The sequence below is a fragment of the Mesorhizobium sp. Pch-S genome (assembly GCF_004136315.1).
Classification (GTDB): domain Bacteria; phylum Pseudomonadota; class Alphaproteobacteria; order Rhizobiales; family Rhizobiaceae; genus Mesorhizobium.
Map to the genome: position 1 here is coordinate 5881993 of NZ_CP029562.1, position 17646 is coordinate 5899638.

General features: G+C 61.2%; 18 protein-coding genes and 1 pseudogene. 1 reads left to right on the plus strand and 18 read right to left on the minus strand.

Annotation, left to right across the window (positions count from 1 at the left end):
• Positions 1–2 precede the first annotated feature (2 nt).
• From C1M53_RS27830 to C1M53_RS27850, 5 genes are read right to left on the minus strand one after another with little or no spacing between them, the layout of a single operon-like run.
• Positions 3–644, minus strand: coding sequence for an alpha/beta family hydrolase (locus C1M53_RS27830; protein ID WP_129415320.1), 642 nt, complete (start codon positions 642–644; stop codon positions 3–5).
• On the minus strand, positions 641–1723 hold the full coding sequence (locus tag C1M53_RS27835) for a tetratricopeptide repeat protein (RefSeq protein ID WP_129415321.1): 1083 nt from the start codon (positions 1721–1723) through the stop codon (positions 641–643). The genes C1M53_RS27830 and C1M53_RS27835 overlap by 4 nt, the downstream gene beginning before the upstream one ends.
• Positions 1720–2595, minus strand: coding sequence for a Ku protein (locus C1M53_RS27840; protein ID WP_129415322.1), 876 nt, complete (start codon positions 2593–2595; stop codon positions 1720–1722). Before C1M53_RS27840 ends, C1M53_RS27835 begins: the two co-directional genes overlap by 4 nt.
• 27 nt (positions 2596–2622) lie before the next feature.
• Complete coding sequence (gene ligD / locus C1M53_RS27845; protein WP_129415323.1) at positions 2623–5073, minus strand: DNA ligase D; 2451 nt, start codon at positions 5071–5073, stop codon at positions 2623–2625.
• 8 nt (positions 5074–5081) lie between these two features.
• Positions 5082–5318 (minus strand): hypothetical protein, encoded by a 237-nt coding sequence (locus C1M53_RS27850; RefSeq protein ID WP_129415324.1) that lies wholly within the window; start codon positions 5316–5318, stop codon positions 5082–5084.
• Between the two features lie 176 nt (positions 5319–5494).
• Here C1M53_RS27850 and C1M53_RS27855 point away from each other — a divergent pair, with 176 nt between their 5' ends.
• A complete protein-coding gene (locus tag C1M53_RS27855) occupies positions 5495–6121 on the plus strand; it encodes a dihydrofolate reductase family protein (protein WP_129415325.1) in 627 nt (208 codons plus the stop codon).
• Between the two features lie 82 nt (positions 6122–6203).
• Here the strand turns inward: C1M53_RS27855 and C1M53_RS27860 are convergent, their stop codons facing one another.
• The 13 genes and pseudogenes from C1M53_RS27860 to C1M53_RS27920 form a co-directional block, all read right to left on the minus strand.
• Entirely contained in the window at positions 6204–7346 is a 1143-nt protein-coding gene (locus tag C1M53_RS27860; RefSeq protein ID WP_129415326.1) for a helix-turn-helix transcriptional regulator, read from the minus strand.
• A gap of 143 nt (positions 7347–7489) precedes the next feature.
• Positions 7490–9265: an SLC13 family permease gene (locus tag C1M53_RS27865; protein WP_129415327.1), complete on the minus strand. Its 1776-nt coding sequence runs from the start codon at positions 9263–9265 to the stop codon at positions 7490–7492.
• An 83-nt stretch (positions 9266–9348) separates the two neighbouring features.
• Positions 9349–10173, minus strand: a complete 825-nt coding sequence (locus C1M53_RS27870) for a DUF1445 domain-containing protein (protein ID WP_129415328.1) — start codon at positions 10171–10173, stop codon at positions 9349–9351.
• A 129-nt stretch (positions 10174–10302) separates the two neighbouring features.
• Positions 10303–11118: a type III secretion system export apparatus subunit SctT gene (gene sctT, locus C1M53_RS27875; protein ID WP_129415329.1), complete on the minus strand. Its 816-nt coding sequence runs from the start codon at positions 11116–11118 to the stop codon at positions 10303–10305.
• Positions 11119–11127: 9 nt separating this feature from the next.
• A complete protein-coding gene (locus tag C1M53_RS27880; RefSeq protein ID WP_054309953.1) occupies positions 11128–11397 on the minus strand; it encodes a flagellar biosynthetic protein FliQ in 270 nt (89 codons plus the stop codon).
• A gap of 14 nt (positions 11398–11411) precedes the next feature.
• On the minus strand, positions 11412–12065 hold the full coding sequence (gene sctR / locus C1M53_RS27885) for a type III secretion system export apparatus subunit SctR (protein WP_129415330.1): 654 nt from the start codon (positions 12063–12065) through the stop codon (positions 11412–11414).
• Positions 12058–13149: a type III secretion system cytoplasmic ring protein SctQ gene (gene sctQ, locus C1M53_RS27890; protein ID WP_165358258.1), complete on the minus strand. Its 1092-nt coding sequence runs from the start codon at positions 13147–13149 to the stop codon at positions 12058–12060. Before sctQ ends, sctR begins: the two co-directional genes overlap by 8 nt.
• 29 nt (positions 13150–13178) lie before the next feature.
• Positions 13179–13667 carry a hypothetical protein gene (locus C1M53_RS27895; protein WP_129415332.1) on the minus strand — a complete coding sequence of 163 codons (489 nt, stop codon included), beginning with the start codon at positions 13665–13667 and terminating at the stop codon, positions 13179–13181.
• Positions 13657–14957, minus strand: a pseudogene (locus C1M53_RS27900) (FliI/YscN family ATPase). Before C1M53_RS27900 ends, C1M53_RS27895 begins: the two are co-directional and overlap by 11 nt.
• A 41-nt stretch (positions 14958–14998) precedes the next feature.
• Positions 14999–15616: a type III secretion system stator protein SctL gene (gene sctL / locus C1M53_RS27905; RefSeq protein WP_129415333.1), complete on the minus strand. Its 618-nt coding sequence runs from the start codon at positions 15614–15616 to the stop codon at positions 14999–15001.
• 4 nt (positions 15617–15620) lie between these two features.
• Positions 15621–16244 (minus strand): SctK family type III secretion system sorting platform protein, encoded by a 624-nt coding sequence (locus tag C1M53_RS27910; protein WP_129415334.1) that lies wholly within the window; start codon positions 16242–16244, stop codon positions 15621–15623.
• On the minus strand, positions 16241–17062 hold the full coding sequence (gene sctJ, locus C1M53_RS27915) for a type III secretion inner membrane ring lipoprotein SctJ (RefSeq protein WP_129415335.1): 822 nt from the start codon (positions 17060–17062) through the stop codon (positions 16241–16243). The genes C1M53_RS27910 and sctJ overlap by 4 nt, the downstream gene beginning before the upstream one ends.
• Before the next feature lie 24 nt (positions 17063–17086).
• A complete protein-coding gene (locus tag C1M53_RS27920; protein WP_129415336.1) occupies positions 17087–17596 on the minus strand; it encodes a hypothetical protein in 510 nt (169 codons plus the stop codon).
• Between the last annotated feature and the right edge of the window lie 50 nt (positions 17597–17646).

Consider the following 17646-nt stretch of genomic DNA (forward strand, 5'->3'; position numbering starts at 1 on the left):
GCCTAGTGCCGAAGCGTACCTGCCCAGGACGAGACTTTGTCGGCCATGCTTTTCAGGTGATCGGCAGCCGAGTATCCCGACACGCTCTTGCGCGGCTTGAGGTCATGATCGCCATCTTCCAGCCAGAACAGCTCGATGGCATTCGAGAGCGGATAGGACGGCACCTCGTCGCGCGTTCCGAACTCGTCGCGTGTGCCCTGCACGATCAGCGTCGGGGTCTGCAAGTCTGCGAGATGCCTGGTGCGCAGTTGCTGCGGCTTGGCCGGCGGATGGAACGGATAGCCGAGGCAAAGCAGGCCGGCGATCTTGCCTGACGCAAGCAGCTCGTCCGCCACCATCGAGGCAATGCGGCCTCCCATCGACTTGCCACCGATAATGAGAGGCCCCCTTGCGCCCAACGCCGCAACGGCGGCGACATATTCGGGATTGAGTGTCTCTGCGCGCGGAGGCGGCTTGCGGCTGCCTTCCGTACGCCGGCCGGCCATATAGGAGAATTCGAAACGCGCGACACGGAATCCGGCCGCGGCAAGCGCCTTGGCTGCAGCATTCATCGAGGCGGAGTCCATCGGTGCCCCTGCCCCATGTCCGAGCAGGATCGTGCAGCCGGCATCTTCCGGACCGTCGAAGAGGAATGACATGTTCAACTCGCTGTTCTTTCCGCCAGATCGACGAGACGGATGCCATTGCTGGCCGCGCGGGCCCATTGTGACGTGGAGTCGAGCTCGAGATAGCGAGCCCACCACTTGCGTGCTCCGGCCATATCACCAGCCTCATAATCGAGATTTGCCAGGTTGAAGACGGCGTCGGCGTAAGCGCCATCGATAGCGATCGCCGCGAGCAGATGACGGCGCGCGGTGTCTTTTTTGCCTTCGCCAGCGAGCAGGCCCGAGAGGTTGAACCAGGCCTCGACGAAGCGTGGGTCGCGCTTGAGTACCTCAAGATAGGATTGTTCGGCCTCCTTGGGCCGGCCTGCCGCGAGCAGGCAGTTGCCGCGATTGAAGAACACGACCGGGTCGCTCGGGTCGATGGCAATGCAGCGCCGGTAGAGATCGGCGGCGTCGCCGTAGCGGTCCTCCTCCTCTGCTTCTTCTGCCAGCGCAAACAGCTCGTCGAGATCTTCCGGTTCGGCACGCCCCAGTGGCAGCAATGCCTGACCATCGAGCTCACTCACGCCGTCATCCGAGCGTGCATAGATGGCGTTGTCGCGATCGGCATGCAACGAAAGCGCGGTCAGAGAAGCGATCGAGCCGGAGCGGCGCACCGACCTGGCGATCGTGCCCCAACTGGCGCCCGACGATATCAACCCGGCATACTTCCTGGCGAGGATCAGGTCGCGGAACGAGAACGGCTCGGTATCGTGTTCGAAGGCATCGAACAGCGCGAGCAGGTCGAAGTCCTCCGGGGCTAACCTGGACTGATCGAGGATGGACTGGCGGCTCAGCGTCGCGCCACCGGGCGCATCAATGAGCCCGAGCAATCTGAGAAATCCGTTCTCGCTCAGAGCGCGGCGGTTTTTCGCGATTTCCTCGCGGTAGCGTGCCGCGATCCGGCTGGCGTCGGTTCTGCCGAGCAGTTTGCGGCCGAAAATCACATGGGTGGTGCGCCGCGAGGCGCCACGCTGCAATTCGCCGCCTTGCGCACCGACCTCTCGCACCGCCAGACGGCGCGGAAAGGCCGCCAGCCCGCCGATAAGACCGAATGTCCTGCCCCTGGCCGAGGTCACTTCTTGCTCTTGGTGCCCGCTTTGGAGCCGCCACTCGCGGCAACCTTTGCAGGTTTTTCCTCAACAGCGGGTGTCTTGGTCTTGCTTTTGGCCGGCGGCTTGGACTGTCCGAGACTGGCTTTCAGCGCATCCATCAGATTGACGACATTGCCGCGTTCCGGAGCGGCCGCGACGATCGGCTTGTGGCCTTTCAGCTTCTCCTTGATCATGTTCATCAAGGCAGCCTCGTAGCGGTCCTCGTAGTCCCTCGGATTGAACTTCGTCAGCTTCTGCTGGATCAGGGCTTCCGCCAGCTGCAGCATCTCGCGGTCGGGCTTGCCCTGCGGGATATTGTCGAAATACTCGGCCGTGCCGCGCACCTCGTTCGGATTGCGCAGCGTGCACACGAACATGCCCTTCTCGCGCGCGCCGATGGTGACGACACGTTCGCGACTGGACAGGACCAGCCGTGCCACTGCCAGCTTGCCGGACTTGCGCATCGCTTCGCGCAGAACCACGAACGTTTCCTCAGCCATAGCGCCATCAGGTGCCAGATAATAAGGCGTGTCCTGATAGATGACGTCGACATCCTTCTCGTCGACGAAGGCCTCGATGTTCATGGTGTGGTTGGATTCGATGCGCACGCTTTCGAGGTCGGCATCATCAATGATGACGTATTGCTTGTCTTCGTACTCGTAGCCTTTGACGAGGTCGGCGCGGTCGACCAGACCGATCTCTGGATCGACGGGCTTCATGTTGATGCGATTGTGCGTCTTCTTGTGCAATTGGTTGAAGGAGATGCGCTCCTTCGTGCTCGTTGCCGGATAAAGCCGCACGGGGCAGCTCACCAGACTGAGTTTCAGATAGCCCTTCCAACTTGCCCTGGGTGCCAATTCCGCCTCCTACGCGACGACACAACGCTACTTCTTCGCCTTCGCAGGCGCCGGCAATTCCCGGGCAAAGTCATCAATGTCCACCCAAGGATCACCAGATGCGGCCAAAAGGCCTGGGAGCGAAGAATAGTTCAAATCCTCGGCAGCGTCGATGGATTCAAGATCATTCCATTCCAGCGGCGTCGAAGCCGGCATATGCGGACGCCTGCGCAGCGTGTACGGCGCAGCCGCTGTGTGGCTGCGCGCATTGCGATGAAAGTCGATGAAAATACGCTTGCGGCGGTTCTCCGCACCCATGGTGGTGGTGAAGGTTTCGGGCGCGGTGGCAGCGATGCGGGACGAGATCTCGCTGCAGGCCTGGTGGAATTGCCGCCAGCCGAGTTTCTTCTTCACCGGCACGACGACATGGATGCCCTTGCCGCCGGAAGTCTTTACGAAGGGCACCAGACCGAAGCTCTCCAATTCGCCCCGGACATGGATGGCGGCCTCGACCACCTCGCGCCAGCCAATGCCATCGCCGGGATCGAGGTCGAAGACAGCGCGATCAGGCTTGTCGAGGCTCTGGCGATGCGCACCCCAGGTATGGAATTCGACGACGCCGAACTGCGCCAGCGCCAGATAAGCCTTGGCATCCTCAACGGCGATGTAGCTGCGCGCCTCGCCGTCGGAATTCTGTGTCTCGAACGATACCATCGTCGCCGGCATGCCAGTGAAAGCATGGCGCTGGAAAAAACAATCCTCCGGCTTGACCGTCGGGCAGCGCACCAGCGACACCGGCCTGCCGAGGATATGCGGCAGCATGAAATCGCCGACAGCAGCATAGTAGACGGCGATGTCGAGCTTGGTCGGCCCGGTCTTGCCGAAGATCCGCCGCGTCGGATTGGTGACGAAGATCCCTGCGAGATCAGCGTCGGAAATCAGCCGCTTGCGTGGCGCGACGGTGCGAGCTGAAAGTTCAGCCTCGCGCAGACCCTTGAACACGGCATGGCGCAGCGCGTTGTCGTCGGTACGATTGGCATAGTGGACATGGGCGGTCAGCACCGGTCGGACAGGTATGACTTCCCTCGGCATGCCGTCCAGCCTGATGGCGTCGGCCTGCAATGCCTGCAGTCTCGTCAGCAGCATCGGCAGCGTTTCGGCATCGAAACCCGAGCCGCATTTGCCGCGGTATTCCAGTTCGCCGTCGACCCATTCGGCGAGTGCGAGCGCTGCCAGACCTTCAGCCGCTTCGGAGACGGTGTAGCCGGCAATGACGAAATCACCGACCGCGCGCGCCTTGACCTTGGTCCAGCTCTTGGAACGGCCGGGCACATGGACCGACGACGCCTGTTTGGAGACGATACCTTCCAGGCCCAGTTCCGATGCGTGTTCGTACAACGCTTCACCATCGGACGTGACGTGATCGCTGAGCTGCAGAGCGCTCTTTGCGGTCACGCCGCCCAGCAACTGCCCGAGCAGTTCCTTGCGTTTGGCGAGCGTAACGCCCGACAGGTCCCAGCCGTCGAGATACAGAAGATCAAAGGCGTAGAAGGTTAGCTTGTGGGTTTCGCCAGCCGCCAGCGCGTCCTGCAGCGCGGAAAAACGGCTGATGCCCTTGTCGTCGGTGACGACGATTTCGCCATCGATGATCGCGCTGGCGCAGGCGAGAGTTTCGAATGCGGTCTTCAACCGTCCATAACGCTTGGACCAGTCGAGGCCGCTGCGGGTTATGAAGGTGACGGCACCATCCGCGATATGCGCCGCCGTCCGGTAGCCGTCAAACTTGATCTCATGCAGCCACTCCTTGCCTGAGGGCGGAGTGGCGACCGCTGTGGCCAGTTGCGGCTCAAGGCGCGCCGGCATCGGTCCGCGGACAGCGCCTGCGGCTTTTGCCGGCTTTGGTGCGGTCGCTGTCGCAGCCGGTTTCGGCCTCTCGACCAGTTCTTCGATGCGGCGCCCGGACTTCACGCTTTCAGGGCGTTTGGCGAGGATGTCGACCTTGGCGTCGGCGGCCTGGTCACGCTCCTTGAACAGCAGCCAGTTGACCTTGTCCTCATCCTCCTTCGCCTTCAATCTGGCCAGCATCCAGCCGCCCCTCAGCTTTTCGCCGGACAGCCGGAACTTGAAAGCGCCTTTCTCCAGCGACGTGTCGATGTCATCCATCGGCGCCCAGGTGCCGGTATCCCACACGATCATCGGGCCTCCGCCATATTCGCCCGCGGGAATGACTCCTTCGAAGTCGATATAGTCGATCGGATGGTCTTCGGTCTGGACCGCGAGCCGCTTGTCGGCAGGATTGAGCGAGGGCCCGCGCGGCACGGCCCAGCTCTTCAGCACGCCATCGATCTCCAGGCGCAGGTCATAGTGGTCCGCCGTGGCGTGGTGCTTGTGCACGACGAAGCGGTTGCCGTCATGCAGTTCCTGGATGCCGGTGGGTTCAGGTGTCTTGGCGAAATTGCGCTTGGCGCGGTAGGACTGGAGCTTGGTGGAATTCGCCATGGAAGGGCTTATTCGCCCATTTCCTCATGCAAGGGTTCGAGACCAAGCTCTGCTGGACGATAACCCTGGTAGAGCTGATCGAGCGTGCGCTGCCCGACCAGATAAGCTTCATTGGCAACGATGACACGATAGGTCGGTTCCTCGCCGGCCTTGAACCGCCGGGAACTGACAAAGACCTTGTGACGGCCGAGCGCTTCGGCAACCGCCTTGCGCTGCTTGACCTGGCGAGAGGTGGGCGTGCTCATCGGCCTGCTCCGCTGCTTGCGCTTCAGACTATCTTCCATTGTGGCGCCGCGATCAACCGGGCGCGCGATTAGTGCGTTAATAGTTAGCTCTTGCGCTAAGTGATTTCTTTCATTAGTTAGCCACTTGGATAACCAATTCGCGAAACCAGACGTATGATCAGATGGAAGGCCCCGTTATGAAACTTGTCTTGATGGAATTTCTGACGCTTGACGGCATCTGCCAGGGCCCAGGTGCACCCGATGAAGACACAAGCGATGGCTTCACACGCGGCGGCTGGTTCGTTCCCTTCCTCGAGCAGGGTTTCATGCAGACGGTCACAGGCTGGGTCGGACAGGCCGATGCCTTCCTGTTTGGGCGCCGGACCTATGAGAGTTTCGCACGCGATTGGCCGAAGATGGATGATCCCAATGACCCGATTGCCAGCAAAATGAATGGCTTGCCAAAATATGTTGCAACGAATTCTCTGAAGGGAACCCCATGGGGTCCTGCGACGATCCTGTCGGGAGATATCGCGGTCCAGGTCGCTGACCTGAAGCAGAAACCGGGGCGCGAACTTCAAATCCATGGCAGCGGACGTCTCGCCCATTCGTTGCTGACCGCAGGACTGATCGACGCGTTCCGGTTGGTGGTCGCGCCGGTTGTTCTGGGACAAGGCCGGAAGCTGTTCCAGGACGGCCTGGCGCCCGCGGGCTTCAAGCTGATCAATGTTGAGGCGACGCCCGGTGGATTGGCCGTGCATAGTTATGAGAAGGCCGACGCCCCCGTGTTCGAGACCTATGACACGGTGGCGGCCTGGCGTTGAAGCTGCATGTGCCGGCGTAACTCTGACGAGAAACCTGCCTGACTGGAGGGCGTGGGACAAATCAACAGGTGGTTGGTTTTGTCTATACTCGGTGCGCAGGCTGGTGCAGCCCGCCATCAAGCATCATCATCAGCCGCACCAGATCGGCCTGGCGGTTGGTGCCGGTCTTCTCGAAGACGCGCTGCAGATGGACACGAACGGTCGGCAGGGAAACGGAAAGCTCGTCGGCAACGGCTTGCAAACCCGGGCAGCGGGCCACGGCCAGCGCCACGTCGGTCTCAGCCCTGGTCAAGCGGTAGGTCTGCCGCAGCACCGAGGATGGAAATTCGGCAGGAGCTTGCGGATTGACCAAAAGGACCAGTGCCGAGGACTTGCCGTCACCGTTGCTGCGGCCAAGCGGCACGACCTGCACCAGAAGCGGGTGATGCGTATCCGACGAATGCAACGCATAGCTCCCACCACTGGGCGTGCCATCGGCCGGAGCCCGGATGGAACTTCCAATCAGTTTCTGGAGCGCGGCATCATCGGTGGGCCGGGCGGCTTGCAGACAGCCGCCGACACCGACCTTGAGATCGACGCCTTTGCGGATATGGTCGAGCGCTGCCGAATTGGCATGGAGAACCCTGCCCTCCGCCGACACGAAGATCACGCCGTGGCGAACTGCTTCCCAGGCGTCGAAAATATCCCTGCCGATCGTCGTATGCTGCCCCAGCAACGCCTGCGTCCGCAGGGCTTGCCGAAGGTGCGGCATCAGAAGCCGCATCAGATCCTGTCGCTCCCGTGTGCCATAGGATGCCGACCGCAACGGCGCTGCGATGCAAAGCCACGCATCGACCATCGCATCCGTATTCAGCTTGGCAAAAAGGCCGTCTCCTACTTCGTTGGGCAGCGCCCAGTCGACAAAGAACTCGCTGCGCAGCAGTTCCGATTTCGACGTAATCTGATCACCCGTAAGAATTGCGCCCACGGGTGAATGGCGAATGGCAGCCGCAACGGGATCCATACGGCCATAATAGGCATTGTATGTTTGCACCGTCGCCGGATCGGTCCCGGAAGATGCCACCTTCATTTCGCGCGATTTCGGGTCGACAACCAGCAGCGCGACACCGAACGCGTCGAAGGCTCCCGCAATCCGCCGCAAGGTGAAGTCCCACCTGACTTCATCGAGGGCGGCCTCGTGAATGTTGGAAACAAGTTCCGAGAACTGGCTAAGTGCGACAGTCATGTGCCCCTCCGGCAGCGACAACGCCGTGCTAACCTGAGCCAAGGGCTCAGCTTGTCAAGGACGAAATGCCGTTCTCGATTGCGGGTCCTTTTTCACGAAGCCTCTCGTGCATCGGAGATGCTGTTCGGCGAAGTTCGCTCCATCTATCGCAGCGGCCAGACCAGCATCAGCATTGGTACCGCGACAGCTATCACCAGGATGGAGAGCGGCAGCCCGAGACGCGGGTAGTCGCTGAACCGGTAGCCGCCCGGCCCCATCACCAGCGTGTTGCATTGATGGCCGATGGGGGTGAGGAAGTCACAGCCGGCGCCAATGGCGACGGCCATCAGGAAGGCTTCCGGATGATAGCCGAGCGACGATGCAAAACCGGCAGCCACCGGTGCTACCACCAACACCGTCGCGGCATTGTTGAGAAACGGCGTGACCGCCATCGCAACGACGAGAATGAGTGCCAAGGCCCCAGCCGGCGGCAATCTCGCCCCTAGTTCAGCCAGCCACATCGCGATCACATCGGTCGCGCCGCTGCGGCGCAGTGAGTCCGACACAGGGATGAGTGCGGCGAGCATGACCAGGATCGGACCGTCGATGGCGTTGTAGATGTCGCGGATCGGAACCACGCGAAAAAGCACCATCGCAACCGCCGCCGTGAAGAAAGCGACCGGTATGGGGATCACTCCAGTGGTCGTGGCGATCATGGCGGCAGCCAGGATAAGGATGGGGATACTGCCGCCCCGCACGCTGCCGAGCAGGATTGGCCGTTCGGCGAGCGGCAGCGCGCCAAGCTCGCGCAGGATATCCGGCAACCGCGTCCGTTTGCCCTGCAGCAAAAGCACGTCGCCCAGCCTCAGGGTCAGAGCCCCAAGACGCTCGCTGATGCGCTCGCCTTTGCGGCTGACGGCCAGAAGATTGATCTTGTAGCGATCGTACAGCGCAAGGCGCTGCGCGGACCAACCTATCAAAGGCGAGCTTTCACCCAGGACAGCCTCCACCGTCACATAGGATTCGCTGCTGCCTTCCCCGGAATCCTGACGACCGTCGGTCAGGTCGAGCTTGGCCTGGGCAACGACGCGATCGAGTGCTTCGGGCGAGCCTTCGAGCAGGACGATGTCGCCTTCGCGCAGCCTGGCGTCTGGCAAGGGAGCGACATGGAACGTACGCGAGCGCAGGATGGACGTAACCACCACCTCGCCGCCCGCGTAGTTCATCAACTCGCCGACTGTTTTCCCATTTACCGCCGAACTCGAAACGACCAACGCCTCGGTGACGTAGTTGTTGACGTCCAATGCATCCTGAACAGAGCCGGTTTCGCGAACACGAACTGGCACCAGCCAGTAGAAAAGCGACAGAAAGACGACGCCGGTGACGGCGAGCGCCGCTCCAACCGGGGTGAAATCGAACATGGTGAAGGAGGTGCCGGTCAATTCCTCGCGAATGCGTGACACGACAACGTTCGGCGACGTCCCGATTTGCGTCATCAATCCGCCAAGCAGCGAACCAAAAGCCATCGGCATCAGAAAGACGGAAGGTGAACTGTTGGATCTGCGCGCGAACTGAAAGGCAATCGGGATCATGATTGCCAGTGCGCCGATATTTTTGACAAAGGCCGACAGAACAGTGACGACGGCGACCAGGAGCACGAGTTGCGCCCGAACGTCGGTCACATTGGGTGCGATGCGCTGTATCGCAAACTCCATGACGCCGGAACGGGCGACGCCGGCGCTGACCAGCAAGGCACTTCCCACAATGATGACGATGTCGTCGCTGAAGCCGGAGAATGCCTGGTCGTAGGGTACGACGCCGACGGCGAGCGCGAGGATCAACGCCAGGCAGGCGACGAGATCGTAGCGCAGCCGCCCCCAGACAAAGGCAACCATCATCAGAATGATGACGGCAATGGAGAGAAGCTGATTGATTGCCATGGAGAGGACGTTCCTGCTCCAGGGTGGTTTGTCAACGACCTGCGTGTTGCCGGAAGGTAGTATTTGTCCGAAGGCACATCGCTTTAGGCGACCCTTGCGGTGTCTTCACGGACCACCGCGTCCACGTCAGTGATGAGCAGATGACCGGGAGAAGCGGTAATGGCAATCGCAAGCTCCGCATGCATCAGGGCCTCCTGCGCCGTCACGCTGCTTGCCCAGAACACAGGAACCTCATCGTCCCGCAGATCGATGGCATCGCCCCAATCAGGCGAATCGAGATCTGTTATCCCGAGGATTGAAGGGTCCCCAACATGAAACGGCGAACCATGAGCGTGTGGAAAGCGTGCGGTTATCGCTCGAACCCTGTCGACATCGCAGCGTCTGATGGCGCGCATGGCGACGACCAGATTGCCGCCAAACGGGCCGACCAAACGACTTCTGATTCCTGTGCGGTATTTGGGTATTGGCCCGCTTATGCCGCCATGGCGTAGCTGGATCCCCTTCTCCACCAATGTCGGCTCGAAACTCAAAGAGCTGCCCAAAGCAAAGGCTGAAAAATCCTCACGCCACAGGTCAACGATATGGTTGGTGTGATGCACGAACTCGCCGTAGCAGAAGACACTGTACTGGGGCGCGTCGGTGCGGATGTCGATGTTGCCCAGCGCCGGAACAAAAGGGCTACCGGCGCGGCCGAGCCCGACGAGCGGGCACGCCTTGGAGTTGGCGAGGCAGAATTTGTGGAAATCGGCAGCGAAACGCTGCGGTACGATAACCACATTCGCCTGCAGCTTGCCGCGTGCCAGGCCACTGGTAGCGCCTCTGTAGGCGCCAGCCCTGACCATTCGGCGCAGCTGGTCGGGCTCGACCAGCCGCAAATCTTCGACGATTGAACTGGTCTGACGTCCCATGCTTCGAGGTAGTCCGCGCTGCTTAGACTCTTCAGGAGGTGCTAAAATCAGAGTTGGCGGTATCGCTGTCAAATCACCAGAATTTTCTCCTGACAATAAATTGAGTTTATTAGCCGGCAAATCTATTTCTCATGAGCAATCCGCGCAGCTGAGCAATTTGATCTGGCGTATGGCTTCGTGCAGGAAGCCCAGATCGCGGCTCATGTAGGACAGAAGAAATGCTGCGTAGAGAACGAAGACAAAACTGAACACGAGTGTCTTCACGATCAACGACAGGCTGAAGACATTGAAATGCGGTGAGGCGCGCGCCACAAATGCCAGCACTATGTCGGACAGCAGCATGCTGACGATCAACGGGAAAACCAGGGTCAGCGCCATCTTCAGCAGCTGATTCAGCAGTTCGAGGAAGATTCCGGCGGCATCTCTGCTGAACACCGGCATCAGTCGTTCCACAGGCCAAAGCCCGTAGCTGTCGTAGACGGCATTCAAAGACAATTCCAACCCACCTGCTGCGAGGTAGACAGCGATCATGACGATGGCAAGCAACGTGCCGGTGGCGCTGGTTTCGTGCGTCATCATCGGGTCGATCAGGGTTCCCATGGATGAACCGCGCTGCAGGTCGAGGATATCGCCTGCGGCTTCCGCTGCCCAGAAGGGAACGCCCATCGCCAAACCCAGCGCGATGCCGACCAGGAGTTCCTTCAGGATGTAGATCACGATCATCGCGCCGCCGATCTGTTGTCCCGCCAGCGTATGCATGAGCATGGGCAGGATCGGCACCGCCAATGCCAACGCGACACCGTTGCGCAACAGCCCCGACAGTGGAACGCGCGAGAAAAGCGGCATCATCAGCATGAAGCCACCCAGGCGCGCCAGCACGAAGGCTCCAGCAAGAAGGTAGAGCTGCAGGTCCCTGAGCGATGCGAAGAGCGGCTCGACCGGCATGGCGGAAACTCAGCGGGTCGCCGACGGAAATTCGTCGAAGACCGCCGAAGCCTGTTCGGCGATCTGCTGGGCGATCAGCGGGCCGACAATGATGATGACCACAAGGATCACGACCAGCTTGATCGTCTGAGGCAGAGACTGATCCTGGATCTGGGTCAAAGCCTGGGCAAGTCCCACCAGAAGCCCGACCGCCAAGGCCGCGATGATGGCCGGACTGGAGGCGAGCAAAATCGTTATCAGCGCATTCTGCACTTTCGCGAGGATGAAATCGCTGTTCATCGCTGCTGCCCGCTTCAGCTGTAACTGAGGATGAGGCCGTGCATCAGGCGCGACCAGCCGTCTATGGCGACGAAAAGCAGAAGTTTCAGCGGGATCGAGATCAGTACCGGCGAAACCATGATCATGCCGAGCGTCATCAGGATGTTCGCAACAACGATGTCGATGATCAGGAAGGGAATATAGAGCAGGAATCCGATCTCGAAGGCACGCGTGAGCTCGGAAGCAACGAAGGCGGGAACGAGAATGGAAAGATCATCATCCTTGACGTTCTGGCGCGCCTGCTCGGGCCACAGGCGGGTGGTTCCGTCAAGAAAGAACTGGCGCTCGCGCGGGTGCGTAAACTTGATCAGGTGCTGCTGCAGCGGCTGCTTCACGATCTGCGCAGCGCGGGCAAGATCGTCCGTGGTCTGGAACTGCACCTGCCCTTCCTGCAGTCTTGTTCCCATCTCGCTGATCAGCGGCGTGGTGACATAGACCGTCAAAACCAGCGCAATGCCATAAAGCACGAGGTTTGGCGGCATCTGCTGCACGCCAAGAGCGTTGCGGATGAGAAACAGAACCACCGAGATCTTGAGGAACCCGGTCATGGTGACCACGGCAAGCGGCAGCAGCCCGACAAAGCCGACCGCGATCAGAATGCCAAGGAGATTGGGAGAGGCGTCAAGCATTGTCGAACATGCGGGTGATCCGCACGCCAAGGCTTTCGCCGATCCTGACCATTTCACCCTGCCCGACGCGCTTGCCATTGGCGACGATGTCCACGGCCTGGCCGGCTCGATCCAGCTGGACGATGGCGCCGGCGCTCAGCTTTCTGACGTCACCAAGCGGCATCGCCTTGCGCCCGACCTCGAAAGCCAGTGCAACCGGCAGATCTTCGAGCGTCGCATCGTCCAGCGCATGGCCTGCTGCCCCGGTATCCTGACCCATCATCCACTCCCATTTCGATCCGGTAATAAGGGCCGGTGCGGCGGACAGCACCGCCCCCGACGCGCTTGTGCTGGCAGGTGCGATCAGCCGGTCGCCGATAACGAGCACTGTCGTCGCCTGTTCGGCGAACAACACGACATCTCCGGCCTTCAGCCCTCTCAGCTCGCCCAGGCTGGTGGCGAGAACATCGCACCACAGGCGAACCGGCAAAGGCAACGTGGCCGGGAACTGCGGGACACCGCTGCCTGCTTCGTCCAGGAGATGGCCCAGCCTTGAAAGCAGCGCACCGTCATTCAGTCGCAATGCGCACTTCATCGATTGGTCGCCAAAGGACAGAATGAAGCCGAATGGCGGTGCTTCGGGTGACGACGCCGACTGTTCCACCGTCGTGAATTCTATTGTCGCCTGCAGCCTGGCTTCGAGCGCGTCGAGTTCATCGGCAGCGGCCGTTTCCAGAAGGAGAGCCGCGTGGCGAGGCAAAAGGTTCTCCAGCCTTGCTGTCCCGTCCACTGTGGCCAGCAGCTGCTCTGCGAGCGCGAGCGGCATAACCAGCTCGGCGAAATGATCTCCGATCTTCAGACCCAGCTTGCATGATGACTGTCCGTCGGCCGGTGCAACCGGCCACGCTGTCGCGATCTTCGCCGGCTGTCCGGCCAGCGTGACGTCGATGGCGCGGCGGTGTTTGTAAAAAGCGTTGACGGCTGCAAGCTGGTCCTCCGGAACTGTTTCCAGCTCAAGCCGATCGAAAGCCGCGGCACGCTTCGGAGTTCGGCGGGCAGGTTTACGCCCTGTTGCGACCTTCGCCGACGTCAGGGCTCGAGGCATCGAACTGTCCCCCGCTCGATCATCGAACATCATCGTTCATGCGGAGCATGCGGAATCCGTCCCTCATCATCATCGAGGAGTTCTGCCGTGGCAGCACGGCGCGGCGCCGTTCGCTTTTCGACCTGTTCCGCCAACGTCTCCAACTTCAACAGAGCCTTTCGGCTTTGCACGTGCCGATGCTGCGCTTCAGCCAGTTCGACTTCACGCTGTTGCTGGACAAGCACCGCAGCCTCGCCCTGGGCCTGGATTTGCCCAGCTCTGGTGAGGGATGCCTCGTAGCGGCTCTGCGCCATATGAAGCTCGGTGGCTTTCACGACCCGGCTGGTCAGGCCGGAAACCGCTGCGTTCTGTTCATCGATGGCGCGCCGCAGATGTTCCGCGAGCATCCGCGACGCTGCCTCGACATTGTGTCTCGCTTCGCCGACCTTGGTCTGATGCGCCGCAACGACCTCGCGCGCATGGTCCTCGCGCCGCTGCCTGAGTTTTCGCAACTGGGCGATCATCCGATCATTTTTCATCGACGATCTTCCTCATGCGCTGGCGGGTCCCTTCCATGCTTTCGCTTTGTACCGATGCCTGCTGCAGGAAGGCGTTGATGGCATCGATCTTGCTCATGGCCTCGTCGGCCAACGGGTCACCGCCAGCCTTGTATTCACCGACCCGTATCAGCAGCTCGATGTCGGCGTATCGCGCCATAAGCTGCCTGAGCCGCGCGGCGTCCGCCCGGTGCTGGCTGGGCGCGACCGTCTCCATCAGGCGGCTGCGGCTGCGCAGCACGTCGACGGCAGGAAAGTGATTTCGCTGCGCCAGTTCGCTGGACAGGAATATATGACCATCCAGCAGTGCCTGCACTTCCTCGGCGACGGGATCGAAAGTTCCATCGCCTTCCAGGAGAACACTGTAGAGACCGGTAATCGAGCCGATTTCCCCAGGGCCAGACCGCTCCAGCAGGCGCGGCAGGGCAGCAAACAGCGACGATGGAAAGCCACGGCGCGTCGGCGGCTCGCCCGACGCCAATCCGATCTCGCGCTGTGCGCGTGCAAAACGGGTTATGTTGTCCATGGCGAGCAGTACATGCTTGCCTTGGTCGCGGAAGTATTCGGCGATTGTGGTGGCGACATAGGCTGCCTTGACGCGCTCGATGGCTGGGCGATCGGAAGTCGCCACCACAACGACCGAACGGGCCAGGCCGTCTGTTCCGAGCTGTCGTTCGACGAATTCGCGAACCTCTCGCCCACGCTCGCCGACGAGGGCGACCACCGTCACGTCGGCATCGGTCGCGGTAACGATGTTGGACAGGAGGAGCGATTTGCCGACACCCGGCTCGCCAAAGATACCGACGCGCTGCCCCCTTGCGCAGGTCAGCATCCCGTCGATGGCGCGAATGCCGAGCTGGATCGGCTCCGATATCAGCCCGCGCTGCAGCGGCGATGGCGGATAGGCGTGAATGGGATACGCACCATCCAGTGAAAGAGGTTTCCGTCCAGCGGTTCGCCGAACGCGTCGATAATCCTGCCCAGCAAGCCCGGTCCCACCGGCACCTGTTGGTCGCGCCTGGTGGGCACGACCTCAGTCAAGCCTGACAAGCCGGTAAGATCGCCGAGCGGTACGAGAATGGCGGCTTCTTCCAGAAGCCCGACCACCTCCGCTTTCATGGTTCTGCCGGTTCTTCTGTCCACCAGCTCACAGATCTCGCCAATCCTGGCTTCCTCGACGCTGGCGTGAATGACGGTGCCAACGACACGCTGGACGCGCCCCTTCTTCGGTCGGCTCGCGTCTTCGCTCAGCCCGGAGCGCAAACCTGGCATGATCGAAGCCAGGCGGTTTTCGATGGCTGCACGCTCTCCGGTCACGAAGCCTCCTGTGATCGGGAGGCTATCGCAGCGGCTATTGCTTCGAGCTGCGCTTCGATACCCGCGTCGATCACGGCCATATCTGTTGAAAGAATGCATGCAGCGGGCGCCAACGTGTCGTCGGCATCGATTTCCAGCGCCATGCCAAGATCGCTGTCCGCCAGGATGGCACTCAGTTCGTCGCGCATCCGGCTGACATTTTGCGGGTGCACCCGAAATCTCAGATATTTGGCGCGGCGGATTTCAGAAATCGCTTGCCGTGCAGCCCTGGCAACCAGTGTGCCGACATCGAATTGTCCGAGCACGCGGCGCACGACGTCCAGCGCCAGGCCTGCAACCTCTGCCTCGAGGCCGCCCAGGTATCTGTCGACCTTGGCGGATGTGTCGACAACCAGACGGGCGGCGGCGGTTTCGCCCTCGCTTCTGCCGTCCTTGTACCCTTGCGCGTATTCGGTGGCGTAGGCCCGCTTGGCGGCATCGTTCAGTTTCTGCGCTTCTACCTTGGCCTGTTCGAGGAACGCATAGCCATCCTGCCAGGCGGTTACTTCGTCTGCACGCAGTATGCGTGCACGCGGCCGGGCCAGTGTTGTCCGTGTAACGTCGGCGCTCGACATCCGGCTACTCCACGGCACGACGCAGGATACGAGCACCAAGCTCCGCAACCTGCCTGGCATCGCCCAAACCCGGCAGACCGTTTGCAAGTTTCAAGCGGACCCGGCTGGCCAGCTGTGGCGGCACGTCCTGCAGCCATGACTCGAGGCAACTCAAACCGTCGGCAAATATCCTGCCGCTCAAACCGTCCAGCGGTTCCAGCGACTTGGCCGGACCGGAAATATCCCGGTTCGCAACGGCAGAAGCGCAAAGCTCGGGACCAAGAGCGGCCTGGATGGCACTGGCCTGACGCCCGTCGATGATTGCGGCAAGGCTGTTTGCCCAATAGATGGCACCGGCGCGCAAGGCCAATCGTTCGAGCTCGTCGCCCGACAAGAGAGCGATCTGTTGATCAACCTGTTCGGGCAGTCGGGCGAGCCCCCGAGCCGCCAATCCATGACGCTCGGCCAGGAGTTTCGAAAGCCGCGGCTGCAAGCGTGGCGTTTCCAGCATTCGCTCGCAAGCCTCGAAGCCGATCTGGCCATCGAAACAATCGGAGAGCCACCCGGCATCGGCGTAGCCGGCAGGATTCGACCAGAATTCCTGCCAGTCCGGACTGACGGCTTCCTCACGCCCGGCCAACTGCGTCATGCCTTCTTGGCCGGCACCGCCGGCACATCGAGTGCATAGACGCTGGGGCGCCGATACCAGCGTATGTAGGCCAGCCACCCCGCAAGAGCCGCGATGATGGCGATCATTCCATAGAAAAGCCACTGTGCCGTTGCGACGCTGTCGGGGTGGAGCCAAAGTCCCAGAAACGAAGTAAAACCAACCTCGCCTGTCGGCGGTTCCACAGTCGCCGCCACCGGCACAAGCGTCACCGACACATTGTCATAGGTCAGTCCTGCAACCCCCTTGGCCACGAGCATCTTCACCTGCGGGATCAGTTCGTTCATCGGAACGGAAGCACGGTGGCGGATGAAGACCGATGCCGACGACGGTACCAGCCCCTGTTTCAGCGGGTCGTTTTCGGGCAGCACCAGATGCACCCGCGCCGACAGCACGCCGTCGATTTCGGATATCGTGCGCGACAGCTCCTGGCTCAGACCATAGATCATCGTCGCCCGCTCTTCGGCCGGCGACGAGACGATGCCGCTGCGCTTGAAAACATCGCCAAGCGTCTGGAACTCCTGCTTGGGCAAACCGCTTTCGTCGAGGATCGCCATCGCCTCGGCAAAACGGTCCTTGTCGACGAAGACTGTCATTTTTCCGTCTTTGGCGGCCTCGCGCTGAGCGGGAATGCCGTGACGGATCAGGGTGGCGACGATCTCATTCGCCTGCGGCTGGTTGAGACCGGAATAGAGCTCGACAGAACAGGCCTGCAGAACGAGCATGACCGATACGGCCAGAACCGCGCACAGCCATTTTCGGAAACGGAGCGGCGTAAGCGCGCGCAAAAGCAATGTCATCGACTTCCCCACCACGGCCAGTGCCTATTGCTGCTTGATGAGGGTGCTCGTCGATGACGTGACGGCAGTTACGCTGCTGGTTACCACTTCAAGGTTGGCAGCAGCCCACATGACCGAGATTGAACGATCGAGAAGCTGTTCCGCATTCTGCGCCGGCGAAACAGCTTCTTCGCCTTCCGCAGTTCCTGTCCCGCCATATGCGCCATTCGGCCTGGCGTCTGGCTGAACGCCGGCTTTATTGAGGGCGGCCTGCACTTTTTGCATCGTCCCTTCCAACGACTTCACTGCCGAACCCAGCAGCGCCGATGTATCTGAAACCTGCCCGCCTCCTGATTTTTCGATCTGGGTCAGATATTCGAAGAGTTGATGTTCGCTGGTCGCTTCGACAGGTTCGAGGGTCTGTCGCTGCGCCTTGGTCGACGCCGCAGTCTGCGGCGCATCCTGTGCCACCTGCTGGCCGGCACCGGTCGCGATCCCACCCTGCTCCGGTTTCTTCGCCTTCAGGACCTGTGACTTCGGATCGGCTGCGTTCATGCCGTTGCCTGGCTGTGTTGCCGAACCGACGGCTACCTGTTGCTGCAGCG